The 19850-nt window shown below is 61.1% G+C and carries 19 protein-coding genes; 8 read left to right on the forward strand and 11 right to left on the reverse strand.

What is annotated here, in order from left to right; all coding sequences use genetic code 11:
• The 9 genes from IAE77_RS01265 to IAE77_RS01305 all read right to left on the reverse strand — a co-directional run bounded on the left by IAE77_RS01265 (position 1) and on the right by IAE77_RS01305 (position 10245).
• On the reverse strand, positions 1-834 hold the full coding sequence (locus tag IAE77_RS01265; RefSeq protein ID WP_294220656.1) for a prephenate dehydratase domain-containing protein: 834 nt from the start codon (positions 832-834) through the stop codon (positions 1-3).
• Positions 835-919: 85 nt separating this feature from the next.
• Positions 920-2341, reverse strand: coding sequence for a pectate lyase (locus IAE77_RS01270; protein WP_294220659.1), 1422 nt, complete (start codon positions 2339-2341; stop codon positions 920-922).
• A gap of 22 nt (positions 2342-2363) precedes the next feature.
• A complete protein-coding gene (locus IAE77_RS01275) occupies positions 2364-3767 on the reverse strand; it encodes a DUF2851 family protein (protein ID WP_294220663.1) in 1404 nt (467 codons plus the stop codon).
• A 7-nt stretch (positions 3768-3774) separates the two neighbouring features.
• Complete coding sequence (locus IAE77_RS01280) at positions 3775-4461, reverse strand: hypothetical protein (protein WP_294220666.1); 687 nt, start codon at positions 4459-4461, stop codon at positions 3775-3777.
• A 55-nt stretch (positions 4462-4516) separates the two neighbouring features.
• On the reverse strand, positions 4517-4708 hold the full coding sequence (locus IAE77_RS01285; RefSeq protein ID WP_294220669.1) for a hypothetical protein: 192 nt from the start codon (positions 4706-4708) through the stop codon (positions 4517-4519).
• 16 nt (positions 4709-4724) lie between these two features.
• Complete coding sequence (locus IAE77_RS01290) at positions 4725-6368, reverse strand: non-reducing end alpha-L-arabinofuranosidase family hydrolase (RefSeq protein WP_294220672.1); 1644 nt, start codon at positions 6366-6368, stop codon at positions 4725-4727.
• Entirely contained in the window at positions 6365-7024 is a 660-nt protein-coding gene (locus tag IAE77_RS01295; RefSeq protein WP_294220674.1) for an HAD family hydrolase, read from the reverse strand. Before IAE77_RS01295 ends, IAE77_RS01290 begins: the two co-directional genes overlap by 4 nt.
• A 108-nt stretch (positions 7025-7132) precedes the next feature.
• A complete protein-coding gene (locus IAE77_RS01300) occupies positions 7133-9157 on the reverse strand; it encodes an FAD-dependent oxidoreductase (RefSeq protein ID WP_294220676.1) in 2025 nt (674 codons plus the stop codon).
• A gap of 77 nt (positions 9158-9234) precedes the next feature.
• Positions 9235-10245 carry a potassium channel protein gene (locus tag IAE77_RS01305; protein WP_294220679.1) on the reverse strand — a complete coding sequence of 337 codons (1011 nt, stop codon included), beginning with the start codon at positions 10243-10245 and terminating at the stop codon, positions 9235-9237.
• A gap of 115 nt (positions 10246-10360) precedes the next feature.
• Between IAE77_RS01305 and IAE77_RS01310 the strand changes: the two genes are divergently transcribed.
• Both IAE77_RS01310 and IAE77_RS01315 read left to right on the forward strand, forming a co-directional pair.
• A complete protein-coding gene (locus IAE77_RS01310; RefSeq protein ID WP_294220681.1) occupies positions 10361-11275 on the forward strand; it encodes a ThuA domain-containing protein in 915 nt (304 codons plus the stop codon).
• Positions 11276-11343: 68 nt separating this feature from the next.
• On the forward strand, positions 11344-11670 hold the full coding sequence (locus tag IAE77_RS01315) for a hypothetical protein (protein ID WP_294220684.1): 327 nt from the start codon (positions 11344-11346) through the stop codon (positions 11668-11670).
• Between the two features lie 2 nt (positions 11671-11672).
• On the opposite strand, the gene IAE77_RS01320 is transcribed toward IAE77_RS01315, so the two are convergent.
• Entirely contained in the window at positions 11673-12122 is a 450-nt protein-coding gene (locus tag IAE77_RS01320; RefSeq protein ID WP_294220688.1) for a CBS domain-containing protein, read from the reverse strand.
• A 132-nt stretch (positions 12123-12254) separates the two neighbouring features.
• On the opposite strand from IAE77_RS01320, the gene IAE77_RS01325 reads away from it, so the two are divergent.
• Complete coding sequence (locus IAE77_RS01325) at positions 12255-13598, forward strand: Gfo/Idh/MocA family oxidoreductase (RefSeq protein WP_294220690.1); 1344 nt, start codon at positions 12255-12257, stop codon at positions 13596-13598.
• Between the two features lie 89 nt (positions 13599-13687).
• On the opposite strand, the gene IAE77_RS01330 is transcribed toward IAE77_RS01325, so the two are convergent.
• A complete protein-coding gene (locus IAE77_RS01330) occupies positions 13688-15016 on the reverse strand; it encodes a hypothetical protein (RefSeq protein ID WP_294220693.1) in 1329 nt (442 codons plus the stop codon).
• Between the two features lie 75 nt (positions 15017-15091).
• Here IAE77_RS01330 and IAE77_RS01335 point away from each other — a divergent pair, with 75 nt between their 5' ends.
• The 5 genes from IAE77_RS01335 to IAE77_RS01355 all read left to right on the forward strand — a co-directional run bounded on the left by IAE77_RS01335 (position 15092) and on the right by IAE77_RS01355 (position 19718).
• A complete protein-coding gene (locus tag IAE77_RS01335) occupies positions 15092-15919 on the forward strand; it encodes an SGNH/GDSL hydrolase family protein (protein WP_294220696.1) in 828 nt (275 codons plus the stop codon).
• A gap of 20 nt (positions 15920-15939) precedes the next feature.
• Positions 15940-16842, forward strand: coding sequence for an alpha/beta hydrolase fold domain-containing protein (locus IAE77_RS01340; protein WP_294220699.1), 903 nt, complete (start codon positions 15940-15942; stop codon positions 16840-16842).
• Between the two features lie 116 nt (positions 16843-16958).
• Positions 16959-17750: a DUF1080 domain-containing protein gene (locus tag IAE77_RS01345; RefSeq protein ID WP_294220702.1), complete on the forward strand. Its 792-nt coding sequence runs from the start codon at positions 16959-16961 to the stop codon at positions 17748-17750.
• Positions 17747-18394, forward strand: a complete 648-nt coding sequence (locus IAE77_RS01350) for a hypothetical protein (protein ID WP_294220705.1) — start codon at positions 17747-17749, stop codon at positions 18392-18394. Before IAE77_RS01345 ends, IAE77_RS01350 begins: the two co-directional genes overlap by 4 nt.
• Positions 18395-18479: 85 nt before the next feature.
• Positions 18480-19718: an ATP-binding protein gene (locus IAE77_RS01355; RefSeq protein WP_294220708.1), complete on the forward strand. Its 1239-nt coding sequence runs from the start codon at positions 18480-18482 to the stop codon at positions 19716-19718.
• The last annotated feature ends 132 nt before the right edge of the window (positions 19719-19850 follow it).

A 19850-nucleotide genomic window follows, 5' to 3' on the forward strand; every position in this document is an offset into this window, starting at 1 on the left:
TCACGACTCAAATCTCCGCTCCGCCGAATACGACCCCACGCTGCGGATCGTCGCGCCATCGGCTTTCGTCTGCTCGAGCGCCTTCTGCACGCGTGGATCAGCCTCGGAGCCTTCAATCTCGATGTAGAAGCGATACTTGTTCGGCTGGCCACGGATCGGGCGTGACTCGAGACGCTTCAGGTTGATCTCGTTCTCGCTCAACGGCGTCAGGAAGCGGCACAGGCTGCCCGGACGGTCTGGCAGCTCGACAATCAGCGCCGTGCGGTTGTGTTCGAGCGAGGGCGTGTTCGCCACATGCCCGATGAGATAAAACTGCGTGATGTTCGGCACCTCGCCTGCGATGGGGAAATGCAGAATCTGCAAGCCATGCCGCTCCGCGTTCTGCCGGGGGCCGATGGCGGCCGCACCGGGCGTGATCGCGGCCTTTTCCGCCGCTTTGGCCGTGCTTGGCTCCACCACGCGCTTCACGTCCGGATAATGCACCTTCAGCCATTCATCACCGTGGTAGAACGGCATCGCGTGCGAGTGGATGGAGACGATCTTCTCCCCTTCCTGGCCCAGCAGCGCCAGTTTCACATCCAACGTCAATTCTTCGACGATGTGGATCGCGCACCGTGCATCCACGAGACGGTCCACGGTGTCGATGATGAAGCCGCCCGACGAATTCTCGATCGGCACGATGCCCTGCGCAGCCGGATTCGACGCGAGGAAGTCAAACACATCGCCCACATTGTCCCGCAGGCTCACCGCCACGCCGGGAAAGCGCATCTGCGTGATCAGATGCGAAAAACTCCCCTCAGGCCCGAGGCAGGCGATGGTGGTCGGCGGATTCATGGGCCGCGCATGCTGCGGTGGTCACTGCATGCGGTCAAGCGTAGTCGCCATGGATGCTTCGAAACCGCTTCTGGACCCGTGGGCCTTACTGCCCGCTCTTCTTCCGCGCCTCGACGTAGGTGGCCATGGCGTTCAGGTTCTTGGTGAACTCAGCACCGTCGATCTCATCGTTTTTGAGCCAGCGGCCTTCGCTGTCGAGGGATTCGACGGCCCGGCGGGCCTTGTCGGCGGCCCCTTTGGCGCGGCTCATCCATTCCTTCGGCGTCTGCGGGCCGCCGAGTTTGCGCAGCAGTTCCTCGCGATCTTGCGAGAGCTTCTTTTTGAACTGGTCGATGTCGTCCTGGCGGTCGTCCTTGAAGGAATAGTGCGTGGGCAGGTTGCTATCGTCGTAAGTCAGCTCGTAAGTGTCTTTCACGAAAAAGAGCGGCTTGTTCGTCTTCAGCTCATAAAAGCGGGCGTAGCTGCCGTCCGGCAGTTTGGAGCGCTCGAACCACGCCAGCGCCGGCTGGATGGGCGCGAGGTACTTGTCCTCGCCGGTCAGAACCCAAAGCTGATGCAGCGTCTCCATGGCCTCCAGGCTCTCGTAAGCCGTCACTGAGGGTGGCTCGAACTTGCGGGCCCAGGCGGGGTGCATGCTGTCATCGTATTGCATGGCCCAGGTGGGCTGCGGCTCCGGCATCTGGGCCAGAATGAAAAAGTCGCCCAGCTTCTTTAGCGACGCGAGGTAGCGCTCGTCTTTCTCCAGCTCGTAAGCGCGGAAGAGCACCTTCGCGATCTCGCTGAGATTGCCGTCGTTCAGCGTCTGGTAGCCGACGTAATTGAGCTTCGGAAAAGTGCGGCTCCAGGTTTCGGGATAACTGGCCTTCAACACCGGCGCCGAGGGATCAGCCGGTCCGTTGAACTGCTGTGGCCACCCGCCGGCGGAACGTTGTGCGGCGAGCAGCGCGTCAAACGCGACCTTCTTCGCGTTTTGCAGCGGCGCATCGTCCTTGAAGGCCGGCACGTGGGAGATTTCCAGCAGGAAGTGCATCGCCGACTGGGTCTTGTTGTCGTCCAAGGTCGAATGATTGCGGCGTTTCCCGGTTTCCTTGTCCCCCGCGTCAAACTGGCTGCGCAGGTGGTATCGCTTCATCTTTTCGGGATCAAAGTCGAAGTCACTGTCCCAGCCGCCGGAGGCGAGCTGGCTCTTGATCAGCGCCCCGGCAGCATCACGAGCCACTTTGAGCAAAACTTCATCTCCGGTGGCCTGATACGCCCGCAAAATGGCCTGCCCCATCGTCGTGGTGCCCGGCGGCTGGATGGAGATGATCGTGGGCGACTTGCCATGCTCGACCTCGCCGATCTTGCCCTCCTTGTCGTAGGACGAAGCATAGCCGCCCTCACGGGCGAGGTGCGTGTGGGCATACGTGACCGCTTTTTTCATCGCTGCGGTCACCTCCGCCACATCGGGCAGGTCAGCGGCCAGAGCGAAGGATGGAAGCAGGACGAGGAAAGGGAGGGAGCGCATGGTGGCTGCGAGAACGACCAACTCATCCCCACTCCTTCAGCCTTTCCGGGAACGGGCAGTTGGCGCAGGCGGAGTCGTCTTCGAGACAGAAGTCCTCGTAAATCTGCAGCAGGCCCTGCTGGTGATGCAGCCTGGTGGTGAATGCCTTGCCGCGTTCGTCATCGCCGAAGAGACGCAGCACGGCGCGGCGGAGCTTCTGATTGTCGAGCAACGCGGGGAGTTCGAGATATTCGGCCCACAAACGCGTGCGCTCTGGCACCAGCAACGGGTAGGCGACGTTCGCCAGCATCTCCTGCACGCGCGTTTCACCGATGAGCGCGAGTGCTTTCGACGCAGGATTCGCCATCAGCGTGTAATGCGTGGTCCAGAACTCATGGGCGAGCGCCAGCAGCGATTCGCGCCATGCGGCCTGGCTCCAGCGCGTGGCGTCGGCCAGCGGGGCGATGATCTGCGGCCACGCACTCAACATCGCCGCCAGGGCGCCGAGACGACGCTGCGGATGATTGCCCGGGCGTGTGGCGGCCAGTTTCCAACGTGGGAGTTGGCGTTCATCCAGCCAGCGCAGGCAGGCATGACGCTGTTTCCACCATTCGCTCCACAGTTGACGCAGGTAAGCCCGTGTCTCCGGCTCCGTGTCCTCCGCGCGGATGGTTTCGAGAAAGCCGGACACGCCGAAAAGCAACGACTCGCGCTTTGCGGCATCCAGTTTCAGCAACTTCTTCAGCGGCAGCCGCTGGCTGAGCAGCGTGAAGGGCTGCTGGTTGTTGCGATAACCCAAGGTTCGTGCCAGCGCCTGATAAATAGCCTCTTCACGCCCCTGTGCGGCCACACAGCGGTGCAGGCGCTTCGATTTCAACTCGAGCCGGTATTGCGCGGCGGATTCCAGCATGGACTGCACGCGAGCGGGCTCCATTTCGCGCAATGGCGTGGCGCAGCGGCCAATGCGTGCGGCGGCGAGACCGCGATTCGGCTTCGCATCTGGCGCGAGCATCGATGCTTCGAGCTTTACCTGCACGACTTCGCGATTCTGGCTCGTGCGTGTGAAGAAACGCTCCGCCGGCGAGCTGAAAAACAGATGCAGCACCACGCGATCGTAGTCGGCGTTCATGCTGTGGTTGTGTCGTTCCCAGTCGCGGGCGTCAGGATCGAGTTCGATGTCGCCCTGCACGGTTTCATCGCCCATGCGGATGGCGCAGTTCGTGAAATCCGGGCCTGCACCCGAGTTCCACACGCCGAAGTCGGTGATCGTGACCTGCCGGCCATCGTTGCTGGCGAATTCACTGCCAAACGCCCCCGCGAACCACAGGCTCTGCAGATCCAGCTCCGGCATCGGCCCTTCAAAGCCGGGCAACTGCGACTCCTCGATGCCGGAAAACACCGCATCGCGAAAGCGTGCGTAGCGATCGGCGAGCGGGAGTGGTGTCATGGGCAAGTCACTTGGACTCTACAGGAGTGAGCAGATAAGACTGGCCGTCCTCAGAGAGTTGGTAACCGCCGAGTTCGGCGACGTAAGCCAGCGCATAAGGCAGCGGGATGTTCCGCAGGTCGATGGCCACTTTGGCATCCGTGCCACCCGGGTTCACAACAATGTTCACGCCTTTCTTCTCGGGATCCAGGTCACGCGATTTGACGCGGAAGTATTCAACCGCGGCGGCGATGCTTGCCTCACGGAACTGGACGACTGGAAAGATGATCTGGTCCGCGTTCCCAAGAACCGGCGGGGGGGTGGCAGCGGGAGGCGCGGGCTTCTCCTCAAAGCTGGCGGCCAGGACGACCGCATGTTTTTCCACTCGGTATTGCAGCCCGGCACGCTCGGCACAATAACGCACGACCTCGATCAGCGGTGCGTTCCTTAGATCCAGGCTGATCATGTCGGTCGATCCACCACCTCGAAGAACAATGGAGACGCCCTTCGGAACTGGTGGCTGGCTGATCGTGTCCAGGTCACGGCTTTTCACCCGGATGTATTCGAGCGCCTGTTCCAGGGTGGCGTCTTTGAACTGCACGACCGGAAAGAGGATGTTCTGAACTTTTTCCTCCATGGTCACTTCGCCCGACTGAGCGAGGGCAGAGCCATGAAGCAGAAGTGCGATGAGCGTGGCTTTGAAGATGAGGTGCATGGTCTTTGGGAAAGTAACGAGGCTAAAGGATCGCCGCCAACAACAGCAATTCATTTTACTGCGTGAGGAGGCTGATCTTCCACGGGATGCTGCCATACTTTGGCGCTTTGTAGCCTTGCTCATCCACGCCTTGGAAGACGAAACGCAGGTCGGCAGGGCCGATTTCGAGGGTTTCGTCGTTGGTGGAGCGGATGAGTTCGCCGTGGCTGATGCTGGTGGTCCAGTCGGCGAGCGGGAGTGGTGTCATAGTGAATGGTTCGTGATCAGTTGTCCTTGAGCGGTGTTAGCAAAAAGTCCTGGCCAACAACCTCCACCTTGTATCCGGCCAGCCAGGCAGAGTAGGTCAGTGCTTCTGGCAATGGCATGTGTCGGAGATCCAGAGTGATCATCGGTTTGTTGGAAACACCTGACTTTATGCGGATTTCAACCCCTGTTTCTTTTGGATCGAGCAATCTGGACTTCACACGAAAAAACTCCACGGCCTCCTCCAGAGTGGCTTCTTGAAATTGGACCACGGGAAAGATGATTTGGTCAGCATTCAATCCAGGAATGGGTTTCCAAGTTGGCACTTTTGCTTTTGGAGGACTGAAGATCACGGCAGACGGATGAACAGTGAGTTTCTTGCCAGCCATGGCCGCGATTTGGTGAAGCGCGCTTCCCACAGTCACGTCTTGCAAGTCCATGGAGATCGAAGGTTGGTCTTTGTTGTTGTCAGGGAAGACCACCACGTTGACGGGGCTGTAGGCATAGAAGTAATGAGAGAAGAAGTCTCCGTAATCTGCCGGCGGGTCGCCTTCCCACACACGGGCAGCATCGATTGCCTCATCAAGAGTGGCATTCTTCAGGGAAACTCTTGGAATGGCTCGCTTGAGGTGTTCCTCCACGCTGAAAAAAGGAGGCTCCAGGTGGAGAAGGCCGATCTTCCACGGGATGCTCCCGTACTTCGGCGCTTTGTAGCCTTGCTCATCAACGCCTTGGAAGACAAACCGAAGAGCTACAGGATCGACTTCGAGGGTTTCGTCGTTGGAACTGCGGATCAACTCGCCGTGGCTGATGCTGGCGGTCCAATCGGCGAGTGGGGTGATCTGTTCGGTGGCTGCGAAGGGTTTTTCGCGCGTGGTGGCGAGCGGTTTCCACGGGCCTTCGATCTTGTCGGCGAGCCAGGCTTTGTAGTAGCGATGACCTTTCCCGAGCGCCTCGATGAGGGTGAGGTATTGGTCGCGGCCTTTGAGCTTGTAGGTGCAGGAGGCTTCGAAGAGCGCCTCCTTGGTGTCTTTGAGCAGCAGTTCGGGCTTGGACCAGCCGAGCGGGAAGTTTTGCTTCGCGGTTTCGCGTCGCCAGAAATGGCCGTCGTCGCTGGTGTAGAGGAGGTGGGCCTTGGTGGCATCACAGATGACCCAGAAGTCGATCCATTTGGTCTTCGTGCCGCCTTCGGGCAGCGTTTCGATCATGGGCTGCGGCTTCGTCCACGACTTCGGATCGGCGATGTCGGTGGTGGTGGAGAAGTAGGGGCCGAATTTGAGCGCCTTCTTTTCATCGGCGAGCTGGTAGATGAGATACCACTTGTGATGTGGCGTGAAGTAAAAGACCTGCGGGGCGCAGTGGTACTGATCGTGGAAGTCGAGCGTGTGGCGCGTGGCTTTGTCGGCGTCCTTCCAGTCGGTGAAGCTCAGGTATTGCATGTCCACCTTGCCCGAGGCGCGGCGATGCGTGGCGAAGAGGTACCATTTCCCGTCGTGAAACACCATCGTGGGGTCTTTGAGCGCCACATCGGGATCGGCGGCATTTTCCGCGGGTGTGATGAGTGGCGGCGTGCTCTTCCAATGAAACTCGCCCGTCGTGAGCCATGCCGGATCGGCCGCTTGAAGCGTTGCGGCGGCAAACAGAAGCATGGCGAGCGGTTTCATGACATCAGTTCCTTGAGGGTCACGTGCGCGAGGGACTCGACGCGCTTCCACGCACCGGTAAAGTCGAGGTGACGTGTCATCGGTCCCGGCGCGACAACGCAGCGGATGCCGGCGGCGAGGGCGGCACGGAGGCCGTTGAGCGAGTCTTCGAAGATGACGGCCTCCTCGGGCTGCACGCCGAGTTTTTCGGCGGCGTGAAGGAACAGGCTCGGATCAGGCTTCACCTTGCCAGTATCATCGACGGTGGAGATGTGATGGAAGTGATCGTGCAGACCGAGCTGATCCATCCACGAGTCGATCCACGTGCGCGGGCTGCTGGAGGCGATGGCGATGCGCAGGCCGAGGGCATTTGCTTCTTGAAGCAGATCGGCGACGCCGGGGAGAAGGTGCAAATGCTTGCGCAGCTCGCTCTCGCGAGTTTTGCGGGTGATTTCGACGGCTTCCCAATCGAAAGCGCGACCGGTGCGCTCTTCGAGGTCGCGACGCGGGTCGTAGCTGGTGTTGAAATCGGTGCCGACGACCTGGGCGTAAAGCTCGACGGGCAGTTCGTGGCCGTGCTCCGCGAAGATTTCCCTCCAGGTGTGATAACCGGTGCTTTCAGTGTCAACGATGAGGCCGTCGAAGTCGAAGATCACGGCGCGGATGGGGGCGGGCATGCCTATGGAGTGCCGACGAATCGTCGGCCCGCCAAGTTCTTTTTGCCGCCGAATCACCGGCTCCAGGAGACATTCGTCCCGACTCTGGAGAGTCGAGCGACGACCGGACTACGCCTGCCGCACGCCTTTGAGCAAATCGAACAGTGTGATCATGCCGAGAAGATGGTTTTGATCATCGACGACGACGGCTTTGCTGACGCCGGTGCGCATGAGGGTTTGCACGAGTGTGGGCACGGGTGTGTCAGAGGTGACGCAGAAGGGCTTCGTGAGCGGGAGGGCGCTGAGTTTGTCCACGCAGGTGAGGCCGTGATTCTTCAGCCACTCGTAGCAGATGCTGCGGCGCAGCAGACCGACGACTCGACCGCCATCGGTGATGGGATAGGTGCTGTGCGGATGCGTTTGGAATTCGGTGACGGCGTCCTGCACGGTGGCGCTGGATTCGAGGGAGGCGACGTCGCGCGTCATAACGTCCGCAGCGGTGGCGCTGCGTGTGGCCTCGGGAATGGCGGCGACGGTCTGCTGGATCTCCTCCGGCAGATGATACTGCTGCGCGGAGGCACGGAAAAGGGTGTCGAGGCTGCCAATGCTCTTCACGAGTGTTTTGAAGGTCTCGCCATCGATGGCGACGAGTTCGCTGGCTTCCTTTGCGGTGGCGTCGAAGCGCCAGACACCATCGCTGAGCAATGCACGTTCGCCAAAGTGCTCGCCAGGGCCGCAGGTCTTCACGATTTGTCCCTGCGCGTCGGTGATGTCCACGCGGCCTTTTTTGACGGCGTAGAGCGATTGCGCGGGTTCGCCGGAGTGGAAGAGCGAGTCGCCGGGCTCGAGGTGCATCTCGCCAAGCGGCGAGGAGAAATTCGGCGTGAGCAGGTTGATGTCGCGCGGGAAGAACAGCTCGAAGGTCCACTCGGCCATGACGCGCAGTTTGCGGTCGATGCCCGGGAGTTTCATGAGGTAGATGGAGCGCCACATGAACCACGCGATGAGGCCGGAGAAACGCAAGCCCAGGATCTGCGCGACGGCTTTGCGGTGGCCGATGGTGGCGAGTTCGCCGAGGCCGGTGAAGGTGAAGGGCTTCAGCTTTTTGCCTTCAATGGCGGCGACGATGTTTTTGCCGACGACCACGCCCTGGCGCATGGCGAACTGCGCGGTCTCGGGACAGGTTCCCCCGTTGTGTTTCGGATACATGGCGCAATCGCCTGCCGACCACACGTTTTCGACGCCCTTCACGGCTCCGGTTGGCTCGACGCTGATTTTGCCGCGTTCGAGTGGCAGAGCGTTTGCCGCGCCGAGCTTTTGAATGAGCGGATGCGGCGCGTTGCCGACGGTGCAGACGACCAGGCTGCAGTTGAGCGAAACACCATCGCTGAGCTGCACGGTGCGGGCGGTCACGGCACGCACGCGGCATTTGAAGACAAGCTTCACGCCCATCTTTGCGAGGCAGTCGCCCGTGTAGTCGCCCAAACTTTCGCTCAACATGCCGAGCAGACGATCACCGCTGTGCACGAGCGTGACGCTGGGCTCGTCGGACTGGATGTTCTCATAGTAGCGCAGCACGCCGGCGATGAGGTCCTGGATCTGACCGGCGGTTTCAACGCCGGAGAAGCCGCCGCCCACGACGACGAAAGAAAGGAGGTCCTTCCGCTGCTGCGAGTGCGTGAGGAGATTCGCCTCCTCCATGCGGCTGATGATGGCGGCGCGGAGTTTCATCGCGTCGCCGACATTGCGCATGAGAAACGCGTGCTCCGACATGCCGGGAATGCGGCTGAGATCGACATGCGCACCTGGAGCGAGCATGAGATGCTTGAAACCGATGGTGAAATGCGGTGCGCAGGCGCCGCCATCGAGCGTGAGCACGTGTGTGGCGAGATCGATGGCCGTCACCTCGCCTTTCAAGACTTCCGCCCCCTGGCAGATGATGCGGATGGGATTCACCACATGCTGTGCGGCCAGTGATCCGCCGACGACCTCCGGCAGCATGGGCTGGAAGACCATGTGATTCTCACTGGCGATGACGGCCACGCGCAATCCCGAGCCCACACTGCGTTTCAGAAGCTCCTTGGCACAATACACCCCGGCAAAACCTCCGCCGATGATGGCCACGTCGAATTGTCGGTCGGGGAGCTTGGTCATGTGGGAATGCGTGCAGAAGGCGAGCCATGTGGAGGGGGAAAAATGACGAATGAGGAATCGAGCGGCCGCCTCATTCGTCATTTCCTCATCACCCTCTTCAGCACCACCAGCGCGTCGCCAGGCATGAGCATGGCCGTGGGGCCGGGATTCAAGTCGGTGCCACCCTCTTTGCGCATGATCGCCACGGCCATGAGACGGCCTGCCGCGTCGGTTTCCACCTCGGAGATGCGTTTGTGCAGCCATGGGGAGTCCGGGCCGATCTCGATCTCCTCCATGTCGAGGCCAAGCTCGGTGAGATGGTGTTCGAAATCGACGCTCGATTTCGTTTTGCCGCCGAGGATGTCGCGCGCGTTCGGATGCAGGATGAGATGGGCGATGCGGTCCGCGCCGATGTGCGCGGGCAGCACCACACGGTTGGCACCCGCCTGGAGCAGCTTGCGCTCCGTGGAGGGAACTTCGCCACGCGCGATGATTTGAACGGCGGGATTCATGTTTCTCGCGCTCAGGGTGATGAAGACGTTTGCCGCGTCATTCGGCAGCACGGTGGCCAGCACACGGGCGCGGGCGATGCCAGCGGCGCGGAGCACGGATTCGTCCGTGGTCTCGCCTTGCAGAGTGAGCCATCCGGCCTCGCGCACCTCAGCCACGCGGTCCGGAGCTTGATCGACGATCACAAAGGGAATGCCGCCCGCCTGGAGCTGGCTGGCGATCATGCGGCCGATCCGGCCAAAGCCGCAGATGATGGCGTGGTTTTTGAGCTTCTCGATTTCGTGTTCCATGCGTTTGCCTCCCAAGGCGAGTTGGATTTGAGCTTCCGTGAGCCACTGAACGAGGGTGCCGGTCACGAAAATGATGCCCGTGCAGCCGAGGACGATCAGCGCCATCGTCCACACACGCAGCCAGGGCTCGGTGATGGGCACCACCTCTCCAAAACCGACGCTGAACGCCGTGATGACGACCATGTAGAGGGCGTCTCCCCAAGACCAGCCCGCCACCCGGTAGCCCAGGGTGAAAACGGCCATGACGACACCCACGAAGGCGAAGGCATAGAGAAGATTGGTCTGGGGTCGGCTTTTGGAGATCGGCATTCGCTCGGTCGGAGCGGCACTGGGAGCGGGAGGCGTGCCAGAAGCGCCTCCGTGTCGCCGGACGCTTGTTGAAATGGGTGGCTCCTGGGGGGCGTTTGATGCAGTCTCTTCCACCATGAAGCGTCTGCTTTCCCTCATTGTCTCCCTTTCCTTCGCCAGCTCCGCGTTTTCGGCGGACAAGAAATCCATCGTCATGATCGCGGGCAAGCCTTCGCACGGACCTGGGCAGCATGAGCACAATGCGGGCATCCAGCTCCTCAAGAAGTGCCTGGAACAAGGCGTGGCTGACCAGGTGGACATCAAATACCATCTGAATGGCGAATGGCCGTCGCAGGAGGAACTGTCGAAGGCGGACACCGTGGTGATCTATTCCGATGGCGGCGGCGGGCATCCCGCGTTGCAGGAAGACCGCCTTCAGCAGCTCGACAAGGAGATGAAACGCGGATGCGGCTTTCTCACGCTGCATTATGCGGTGGAGCCAACGATCGAGAAGGGTAACAAAGAGTTCATCGACTGGATGGGCGGCTGCTTTGAGATCAATTGGAGCGTGAATCCGCACTGGGACGCGAATTTCAAAGAACTGCCGGCCCATCCAATCAGCGAAGGCGTGAAGCCCTTTGGCACGAATGACGAATGGTACTTCTACATGCGCTTCCGCAAAGGCATGGAAGGCGTGACGCCGATCCTCAGCGATGTGGCTCCGGATTCGACCATGAGCCGTCCGGATGGCCATCACAGCGGCAACCCCGCCGTGCGCGAGTCGGTGAAGAACAAGGAGAAGCAGCATGTCGCCTGGGCTTGCGAGCGTGCGGACGGCGGACGTGGCTTTGGCTTCACCGGTGGCCACTTCCACAAAGGCTGGGCGAACAACGACCAGCGCAAACTCGTGCTGAATGCGATTTTGTGGACCGCGAAGGCGCAGATTCCCGCCGACGGCGTCGCCTCCACCGTCACCGAGGAGGACATGGTGGCGAATCTGGACCTCAAACCCGGTCAAGGCCTGCCTGAGAAGCCGAAGAAGGTGAAGTAAAGGGAAGGGCCTTGAACCGCTGCAGAGGACCACGGACCTCTGCAGCCCGAGGTGGTGGCCTGCATCTGATGAAAGCGACCCAGCTCACTCAAGGCGGGAAATCCCGCCTGATGTATGTCGAGAACAAGACCGGCGAGATCGACGGTCATCGGGCTCGAATCGGCTGGGTGACGTTTTCGAAGACAGGATGCTCGGTTTACTACCGGGGTCTGACGCTTCGCAAGGTCCGGGGCGGCGGCGTCCGGGGCAACTTCAAGAACGACGCCACCGAGGAGGAGTTTTGGATCTCAGGAGTCAAACAACGCGGCAGCAACGCGCACTGGGCGGAGAGAGCCGTGGGCATCCACGTCGATGAAGACGCTGTCGAAGCGTATCGCTCGGTGCGTCAGGCCTGAACTCAGCCTGGGTAACCACCGGCGATGTATTTCTCCAGTTGCTCGATCGTCATGCGCTGTGTCGCGATGATCCAGCGCACGAGGTCGCCGATGGAGATGATGTCGATCAGCGTCCCGTTCTCGACCACTGGCAGATGCCGCACGCGGAACTGCGTGACGAGGTTCATGCATTCGGCCACGCTTTGCTCAGGGGCCACCGTCACCACCTCACACGTCATGATCTCGCCCACCTTCGTGTCCTTCGACGACCTGCCCATCAACGCGACTTTCTTCATGTAATCACGCTCAGAGACAATGCCGGCCAGCCGTCCGCCCTCCACGACGGGGAGGGCGCCGATGCTCTTGTCCGCCATCAGTTTGATCGCTTCAAACACCGTCGCGTGCGGCGAAATCGACCACAATTCCCTGTTCTTGTGCTCCAGGAGCGTGCGGGCGGCAGTGGTGATTTCCATGGTCGGGATGGAACCACAATCGCCGTCTCCAAGGCAAGCCTTCATTTCAGGGCTTCCGGCCTGGCACCGCCCTCACAAAGATGATTCCTGATGCGCGACTCAGGCCGCTGGCTTCGTTCTGTGCTCCTCGCCATGAACACCTCGCCCCAACCTCTCTCCCGTCGTCGTTTCGTCGGTGCCGCCGGTCTCATCGCCGGCAGCATGATCACCCGCCCGCTCTTTGGCCAGAACGCGCCCAGCAACAAGCTCAACGTCGCCCTCATCGGCGTGTGGGGTCGCGGACTCGCGCACTACGACTCCATCGCGGAGGAAAATGTCGTCGCGCTGTGCGACATCAATGAGGCGCGCTTTCCGAAGGCGCTGGAGCGCTTTCCGAAGGCCACGACTTACATCGACTGGCGCAAATGCCTGGACCACAAGGACCTCGACGCCGTCGTCGTCTGCACACCGGACCACACGCATGCCTTCATCGCCAACTGGGCGCTGAAACGCGACCTGCACTGCTACTGCGAGAAGCCGCTCGCCATCACAGTCAATGAAGCGCGCACCGTGCGCGCCACGTGGCAGACGAAGAAGGACAAACTGGCCACTCAAGTCGGCATGCAACGTCATGCGAACCCGAACTTCAACCGCGTGCGCGAACTCATCCGCGACGGAGCGATTGGCGAGCTGAAAGCCGCCTACGCCTGGGGCAACCGCCAGATCCCGAAGCCCGGCTACTTCCCGGAGGAAGGAACGCCGCCGGAAGGCTTCCACTACGACCTGTGGCTTGGCCCTTCGCCCTTCCATCCCTACAATCCCGCCTACTTCTCCGGTGGAGCCGGGGCGAACTGCCTCTCCTGGAACATGTTCTGGGACTTCGGTGCCGGACAGATCGGCGACATGGGCAGCCACACCATGGACCTGCTCTGGAACGCCGTGGATGGGGGCCTGCCCACCTCCGCAGAAGCCACGGGCGATGCCTACAACTCCGACGTGACGCCGGTGAAGTGCGAATCGCACTTCGAACTGCCCGCCAACGACTGGCGCGGGCCGATCACCGTGAGCTGGTATCAAGGCGGTGCCATGCCGCGCTCGCCGAAGCCGTCGATTGACCTCACCAAGATCGGTCACGGAGCCATGTTCAAGGGCACCAAAGGCTTCCTCATCGCCGATTTCGACTCCCGCATGATCGTGCCTTTCGGCAACGACGCCGACATGAGCTACTACAAGCCTCGCAAGAAGGAGGACCTGCTGCCGGACCTCGGCCACTTCCAGAAACAGTGGTTCGACGCCTGCAAAGACCCGTCCAAACCCACCGCGTGCAACTTCGGCTACAGCGCCGACATGATCGAGATGATGCTCCTCGGCCTCGTCGCCTATCGCACCGGCAAAAAGATCCAATACGACGGCAAAACCGGCAAAAGCCCCGACACGCCTGAAGCGAACGCCTTCATGACGAAGGAATACCGCCCCGGCTGGAACATCGACGGCTAAAGCACCCTCATATGCCTCTCCCCGTCGCTGATGCCGTAGCTCGCAGGCATTCTTCGGGGTGAGGGCTGGCTGATTGGCGCTGTGAGTCGCTACTCCGACTTCAGCCCTGCCGTGTTCACTGCGATCACACGATAGGCGTGCTTCTTGCCCGCCTCGGCGGTTTTGTCGATGAAGGTCATCTTCACCAGCGGGTTCGACGGTGTGTCGCTGTATTGCTGGCCTTGGAAGATCGGGCGGCCGAAGGGATTCTTCGCGTCCTGCGGCACGGTGCCAATTTCCTTCCCATCGCGTTCGATGATGAAGTGGCCGAGGCCGCTTTCGAGGTCCCCTTCCGCGTCCCAGGTGAGTTCGGCGCCGTTTACACGCACGTTCGTCGGCCCAGGCGGCGGCGTGGTATCTGGAACGTGCGTGTCTTTGACGAACTGCATCCACTTCTTCGCCGTCGCTTCATCGGGCAGCCAGACAGCCTTTTTGGCATCGCCATCGTAGTTCGCGGCAGCGACGGCGTCGGTGCCGAGCAAGGGCGCAAGCCACGCACCCTTTGTGGGCATCGCGTTCATCGGTTCACCGCTTTTCTGCGGCAGACGGGCGGCAAGACAGGCGTCGAGCCACGGAATCGCCATGTAGCGTGAATTGCCGCACTCGTGTGCCGTCAGTGGATCGACGGCGACGCCGATCAAGCCGCCCTTGCCACGCACTGCGGTGAAGAATGCCTCATTCGATGGCCACACGCCGGCAAAGCGGCCTTCCTTGACCGTCACGCCTTCCTTCGTGCCGGGATTGCACATCACCGGCACCTTCAGCGCTGCATCCGGCACCGTGTGCGCCTTGATCGTCGTGCGCTTCTCATCAGGCGTCAGAAGCGGCACGCCGCTGCGCAGCCAGGCGCAGGCCACGCGTTCCGGATGGGTCAAAACCATGCCGCCGGCCCAATGTCCGCCGCCGCTGTGGCCCCACAACGCCCAGGGCACGTTCGACAGCTCAGGGTGGCCGCTCTTCGCGCCGAGATCAGCGAGGCACTTTTGAAATGCCGCGCCTGATCCATTCCGCGGATCGCACCACATCTGGCAGTCCGCCTTCTCCGGCTGCTCATACGATGGCGACAGCAACGCACAGTCGTGCTTCTTCGCCAAAGCCTGCCAGTGCAGGTCATAAGCCCCTGTGAGACCGGATTTGCACGAGCCCTCACCGCAGCCGTGCTGATGCACGATCACTCCGCGCAGTGATTTCACTCCAGGTGGGATCCAGATCGTGTAGTTCACCGGGAAAATCAGCTCGCCAGGCGCTGCCTTCGGCATCGGAGCCTCATAGCGCACCCGGTAGTAGGGCGCATCGGCCGGAGGAAACACATCGTAGGGCGCATTCTGCGCGGACAACGAACTGGCGGTGATGAGAAGAGCGAAGGCAAGATGACGCATGGCGGGGAGCAAACAGAGAACAGCTTCAAGAAGTTGCACGCAAGCAGGTGAAAACTGCGTTTGATCCCGGCTCGCATGAAACTCGTCCTCGCCTCCACCCTTTTCGTCCTTCAGGCCGCCTCGTTGGCGCAAACCTCGACCCATCCACCCAAAGGCGAGCCCACCAACGCCACGGAGGCCGCCGCGCAAAAAGCGAAGGCGGATGCGGTCGTCGAGGAGAAGTATCAGGCCTTCGTGGCGAAGCTGCCGCCGGACCAGCAGGCCTGGGAACGCGTGCTGCAGGACCAGCTTGGCGGTTTTTACCTGCCCATCCACAAACGCGAGAAGATCGCCGGCCGCTCCAGTGCCTGGGACTTCGTGCAGGATGATCCAAAGCTGCCGCGTGTGCTGCTGATCGGCGATTCCGTCTCACGCGGTTACACGCAGGCCGTGCGCAGGGCGCTGGCTGACAAGGTGAACGTGCATCGTGCCCCTGCGAACTGCGGCCCCACGGCCAGCGGTCTCAAAAACATCGACGTCTGGCTCGGCGACGGGAAGTGGGACCTCATCCACTTCAACTTCGGCATCCATGACCGCAACACGCCCGTCGCCGACTACCAGCAGCGTCTCGAACAGCTCATCGAGCGCATGAAGAAGACCGGCGCGAAGCTCGTCTGGGCCAGCAGCACTCCCTGCCCCGACACCAAGGACGGCAAATACAAGGCGGCGCCGATCCCCGAACGCAACGCCGCCGCAGCCGAGGTGATGAAGAAGCACGGCATCGCCATCGATGACCTTTTCACAGCCATCACGCCGCATCTGGCGACGATGCAAAATCCCGACGACGTCCACTTCAACGCGCAGGGCTACGATTTCCTCGGCGAAACCGTCGCGCAGGCCATCACGTCGGCTTTGAACAGATAATCGCCAGCGTCCCTTCCCCCATGAAGCTCCTCACCATCCTGCTCGTCGCCCTTGGTGGCGCCTCCATCGCCGCCGAAAAACCAGCGAAGAAAAAATCCGCCATGGGTGCCGACGCGCCGCCCGGCAAAGTTTACATCTACAAAGAGAGCGCCGGGAAGCCGCGCCAGATGGAGATCTACTTTCCGCCGAATCACGACCCCGCGAAGTCGAAGGTGCCCGGCATGATCCTCTTCCACGGCGGCGGCTGGGGTGGCGGTTCGCTCGGCCAGTTCCGCATCGCCTGCGCCTACTTCGCCAGCCGCGGGCTCGTGTGTGCCACGGCGGAGTATCAGATGCTCGGCAAGGCCGACACGGCCAAACTGCCTGCGGGCGAAAGCCGGAAGCGCGTGTGCGTCACCGATGCCAAAAGCGCCATCCGCTGGTTCAAACAGCATGCCGTTGAGCTGGGCCTCGATCCCCAGCGCATCATCACCGGCGGCGGCTCGGCGGGCGGACACATCAGCGCCCTCTCCACCATGAATCCCGGCCTCAATGACCCCGCAGACCCCAAAGACATCGACACGAGTGTCGTCGCTTACGTGTGGTTCAATCCCGCCTTCGCCCCTGATGACGACAAGGACGCCGAGATCGACATTCTGCGCCATTTGAAGGCCGATCTGCCGCCCGCGATCGCCTTCTTCGGCGACATGGACGGCTGGAAGAAAGGGTGGGACGTCGCTCACGCGAAGTGGAAGTCGCTCGGCACCAAGGCCATCGATCTCCAGATCGCCCCCGGCCAGTCGCACAGCTTTTTCAACAAGGGTCCCTGGCAGACTGTGACTCTCATCGCCGCCGACCGCTTCCTCGTGCAGCACGGCCTCCTGTCCGGCGAACCGACCCAAACGATGCCCGCCAGCGGCGAGAAGCTGGTGCCGACGCCTTGAGGCTACGCCGTCAAAACGCTTCGCTTGGTCAAGCAATCGTCAAGAAGGTCAAGACGGCCTATCTTGACCCCTTGACCATTTCTTGACCCAACCTTGACCTTCTCGACCATCACTCCATGCGCCCGCTTTTCCTCCTCCTTTCGTCCTTCGTCGTTCTGCATTCGTCATTCGCCGCTGAAGAAGGATTCACCTCACTTTTCAACGGCCGCGACCTCACTGGCTGGGATGGCGATCCCAAGCTCTGGAAAGTCGAGAACGGCATCGTCATCGGCACAAATCCCGCGCCGGAGGCCATGGCGAACAACAGCTTCCTCATCTGGCGCGGCGGCACGGTGAAGGATTTCGAATTGCGCGCCACCGTCCGCGTCATCGGCGACAACAACAGCGGCATCCAGTATCGCAGCCGCGAGCTGAAGGACGTGGCCCCGTGGGTCATCACCGGCTACCAGTGCGACATCCATCCCGCCATCGAGCACACCGGCATGACCTACGAGGAGCGCGGCCGCGGCATCTTCGGCCTGAACGGCAAAAACGTGATGCTCGATCCTGACGGTGCTCTCTGGCAGCTCAGTGAGCACGAGCCGGTGAAGGTCGATGTGAGCCAGTGGAACATGTATATCATCATCGCCAAAGGAAACCGCCTCCACCACTTCATCAACGGCCAGCCCACCTCCGAGCTCATCGACCACGACGCGACCAAACGTGCCCTGGAAGGCTTGCTTGCCATTCAGCTCCACCGCGGCAATCCCAACCGCGTCGAAATCAAAGACCTCCACCTCAAAGTCCTGCCCCAGGCAAATCTCGTGCCGTTTGAGGCTTTCAAGCTCGCCCCGGCCATCAAGATCGAAAAACCGCGCACCAGCCGGCCGCAAGGCACCGGACCCGTGGTGCCGGCGCGCAAACCATGATCGCTGATCCGGCTAACTACGTCTTCACCTCCCTCGATTACTGGCTGCCGCTGGCGGAGCGAACGGGCATCGTGGGCGATGAGCCTGGATGGCATGAGAGGCTGGTGAATGCCTATGGAGAGCCGCAGCGGGCTTATCATTCGTTGCAGCATCTGGAGGAGTGTTTGGGTGTTTTGGATGAGGCGAAGGGTTTCATGCAGCAACCTGATCTCATCGAGATGGCGCTGTGGTTTCATGATGCGGTCTATGATCCGAAAAGTGGCGAAAATGAGGCTTTGAGCGCGGCGATGGCTCTCGAAGCACTTGGAGGTACCGAAACGGCACACGAGGTGGCGCGGCTGATCATGCTCACAAAGTCACACGAGCCCGGCGAAGGGCCGGATGATGTGTGGATCATCGACATTGACCTCGCCATCTTCGCGCAGTCGGCCTCGCGGGTGCTGGAGTATGAGCGGCAGATTCGCGAGGAATACAGATGGGTGCCAGAAGAGGTGTATCGCGAGAAGCGGGCGGAGGTTTTGACCGGGTTTCTGCGGCGTGAGCAGATTTACCTCACCGAATGGGCGAGGCAGCGGTTTGAAGAGAGGGCACGGGAGAACTTGCGACAACTCATCTCGGCACTTGCTCCTGATTTTCCCAGATGAATCGGGGCGATAAATCTAAACACGACCTTAGAAATAGACGCGAAATCTAAAGTGACTTTTAGATTTCGCGCCTTAGTTTAGCGGCATGTTTGACCGCTGGCATGCCTCCACACTCGCTGAAAAGCTGGCTCGCCCCTTTGTTCACATCGTCTTCGGGGCGCGGCAATGCGGGAAGTCCACGCTGATCCGCTCCCTGCTGCCGCCGGACGCGCATGTCTTTGATTTGGCTGATCCGGGTGAGCGCAGCCGCTTCCTCCGTGAGCCGGAGCGGCTCATCCGCATCTGCCAGGCGATGCCAGCGCGAAAAGAGCCGCACACCGTCTTTGTGGATGAGGTGCAGGCAGTGCCGGCACTCTTCGATGCGGTGCAGCACCTCTACGATGGGGACAAAAAGCCATGGCGCTTCATCCTCTGCGGCAGCTCGGCGCGGAAGCTGCGGCAGGCGGGGGCAAATCTGCTGCCGGGACGCAGCTTTGTGCATCATCTCTTTCCTCTGATGATGGCGGAGCGTCCGGTGCCGAAGAAACTCAAAACGTCAGCACAGAGTGTGTTCCCTTTAAACTTCGATCCGCCCAGCAAAAATCTGTTTCCCGAAGCCGATCTCATCCCACGGCTGGCCTACGGTGATCTGCCAGGCATCGTCACAGCGGATGAAGAGGATCGAAACGACATGCTGGAGGGCTATACAGTGCTGCATCTGGAGGAGGAAATCCGCCGTGAGGGGCTGGTGCGGGATTGGGGCAAGTTTCAGCGCTTTCTCCAGCTCGCAGCAGCGGAGTCCGGGCAGATCGTGAACTACGCCGCCATCTCGAATGAGGCCGCGCTGTCCCAGCCCACAGTGAAAGCGCATTACCAGCTCCTGGAGGACATGTTCATCGGCTTCACCCTTCCGGCCTGGACCCGCAGCCCGAGGAAGCAACTGCTCTCCACGCCGAGGTTTTACCTCTTCGACCTCGGCCTTCGTCACGCTGCTGCCGGACTCGCAGCGAGCCCACAAACCGTCCTGTCGAATCCTGGCCCGATCTTCGAGCAGTGGGTTGGCATCGAGCTGTGGAAACGTCTGCGTTACCTCGGCAAAGGAAACCTCTTTTACATGCGCACCAAGGACGGGGCAGAGGTCGATTTCATCGTCGAGCACGCCGGGGAGATCATCCCCATTGAGGTGAAATGGACAGAGAACCCGACCGCCTCGGACGCACGCCACCTGCGCACTTTTTTGGCGGAGCAGAAGGGCAAAGCGAAGCGTGGCTATGTCGTCTGCCGATGCGACAGGCCGATGCAACTCGAAGCGAACATCACGGCGATTCCGTGGCATGATTTGTAGCGATTGGCAATCGAAGCCGAAGAGCCAAACCGATTCGATTGCCAATCGAATCGACTAAATCGCCAGCGCGTTCTCGGCGTCGCCGAAGTGGTGGGTTTTCACGCCCATGCGGTCCATGAGGGCGATGTGGAG

It is taken from the genome of Prosthecobacter sp. (assembly GCF_014879935.1).
Taxonomy (GTDB): domain Bacteria; phylum Verrucomicrobiota; class Verrucomicrobiia; order Verrucomicrobiales; family Verrucomicrobiaceae; genus Prosthecobacter.

What these genes read in the sequence shown, in the direction of transcription:
- IAE77_RS01325 (WP_294220690.1), top strand. Translation starts at nt 12,255, where the DNA reads ATGAACACCTCGCCCCAACCTCTCTCCCGTCGTCGTTTCGTCGGTGCC.
- IAE77_RS01305 (WP_294220679.1), bottom strand. Translation starts at nt 10,245, where the DNA reads ATGCCGATCTCCAAAAGCCGACCCCAGACCAATCTTCTCTATGCCTTC.
- IAE77_RS01320 (WP_294220688.1), bottom strand. Translation starts at nt 12,122, where the DNA reads ATGGAAATCACCACTGCCGCCCGCACGCTCCTGGAGCACAAGAACAGG.
- IAE77_RS01280 (WP_294220666.1), bottom strand. Translation starts at nt 4,461, where the DNA reads ATGCACCTCATCTTCAAAGCCACGCTCATCGCACTTCTGCTTCATGGC.
- IAE77_RS01300 (WP_294220676.1), bottom strand. Translation starts at nt 9,157, where the DNA reads ATGACCAAGCTCCCCGACCGACAATTCGACGTGGCCATCATCGGCGGA.
- IAE77_RS01270 (WP_294220659.1), bottom strand. Translation starts at nt 2,341, where the DNA reads ATGCGCTCCCTCCCTTTCCTCGTCCTGCTTCCATCCTTCGCTCTGGCC.
- IAE77_RS01345 (WP_294220702.1), top strand. Translation starts at nt 16,959, where the DNA reads ATGCGCCCGCTTTTCCTCCTCCTTTCGTCCTTCGTCGTTCTGCATTCG.
- IAE77_RS01285 (WP_294220669.1), bottom strand. Translation starts at nt 4,708, where the DNA reads ATGACACCACTCCCGCTCGCCGACTGGACCACCAGCATCAGCCACGGC.
- IAE77_RS01335 (WP_294220696.1), top strand. Translation starts at nt 15,092, where the DNA reads ATGAAACTCGTCCTCGCCTCCACCCTTTTCGTCCTTCAGGCCGCCTCG.
- IAE77_RS01275 (WP_294220663.1), bottom strand. Translation starts at nt 3,767, where the DNA reads ATGACACCACTCCCGCTCGCCGATCGCTACGCACGCTTTCGCGATGCG.
- IAE77_RS01355 (WP_294220708.1), top strand. Translation starts at nt 18,480, where the DNA reads ATGTTTGACCGCTGGCATGCCTCCACACTCGCTGAAAAGCTGGCTCGC.
- IAE77_RS01315 (WP_294220684.1), top strand. Translation starts at nt 11,344, where the DNA reads ATGAAAGCGACCCAGCTCACTCAAGGCGGGAAATCCCGCCTGATGTAT.
- IAE77_RS01310 (WP_294220681.1), top strand. Translation starts at nt 10,361, where the DNA reads ATGAAGCGTCTGCTTTCCCTCATTGTCTCCCTTTCCTTCGCCAGCTCC.
- IAE77_RS01340 (WP_294220699.1), top strand. Translation starts at nt 15,940, where the DNA reads ATGAAGCTCCTCACCATCCTGCTCGTCGCCCTTGGTGGCGCCTCCATC.
- IAE77_RS01330 (WP_294220693.1), bottom strand. Translation starts at nt 15,016, where the DNA reads ATGCGTCATCTTGCCTTCGCTCTTCTCATCACCGCCAGTTCGTTGTCC.
- IAE77_RS01295 (WP_294220674.1), bottom strand. Translation starts at nt 7,024, where the DNA reads ATGCCCGCCCCCATCCGCGCCGTGATCTTCGACTTCGACGGCCTCATC.
- IAE77_RS01290 (WP_294220672.1), bottom strand. Translation starts at nt 6,368, where the DNA reads ATGAAACCGCTCGCCATGCTTCTGTTTGCCGCCGCAACGCTTCAAGCG.
- IAE77_RS01265 (WP_294220656.1), bottom strand. Translation starts at nt 834, where the DNA reads ATGAATCCGCCGACCACCATCGCCTGCCTCGGGCCTGAGGGGAGTTTT.
- IAE77_RS01350 (WP_294220705.1), top strand. Translation starts at nt 17,747, where the DNA reads ATGATCGCTGATCCGGCTAACTACGTCTTCACCTCCCTCGATTACTGG.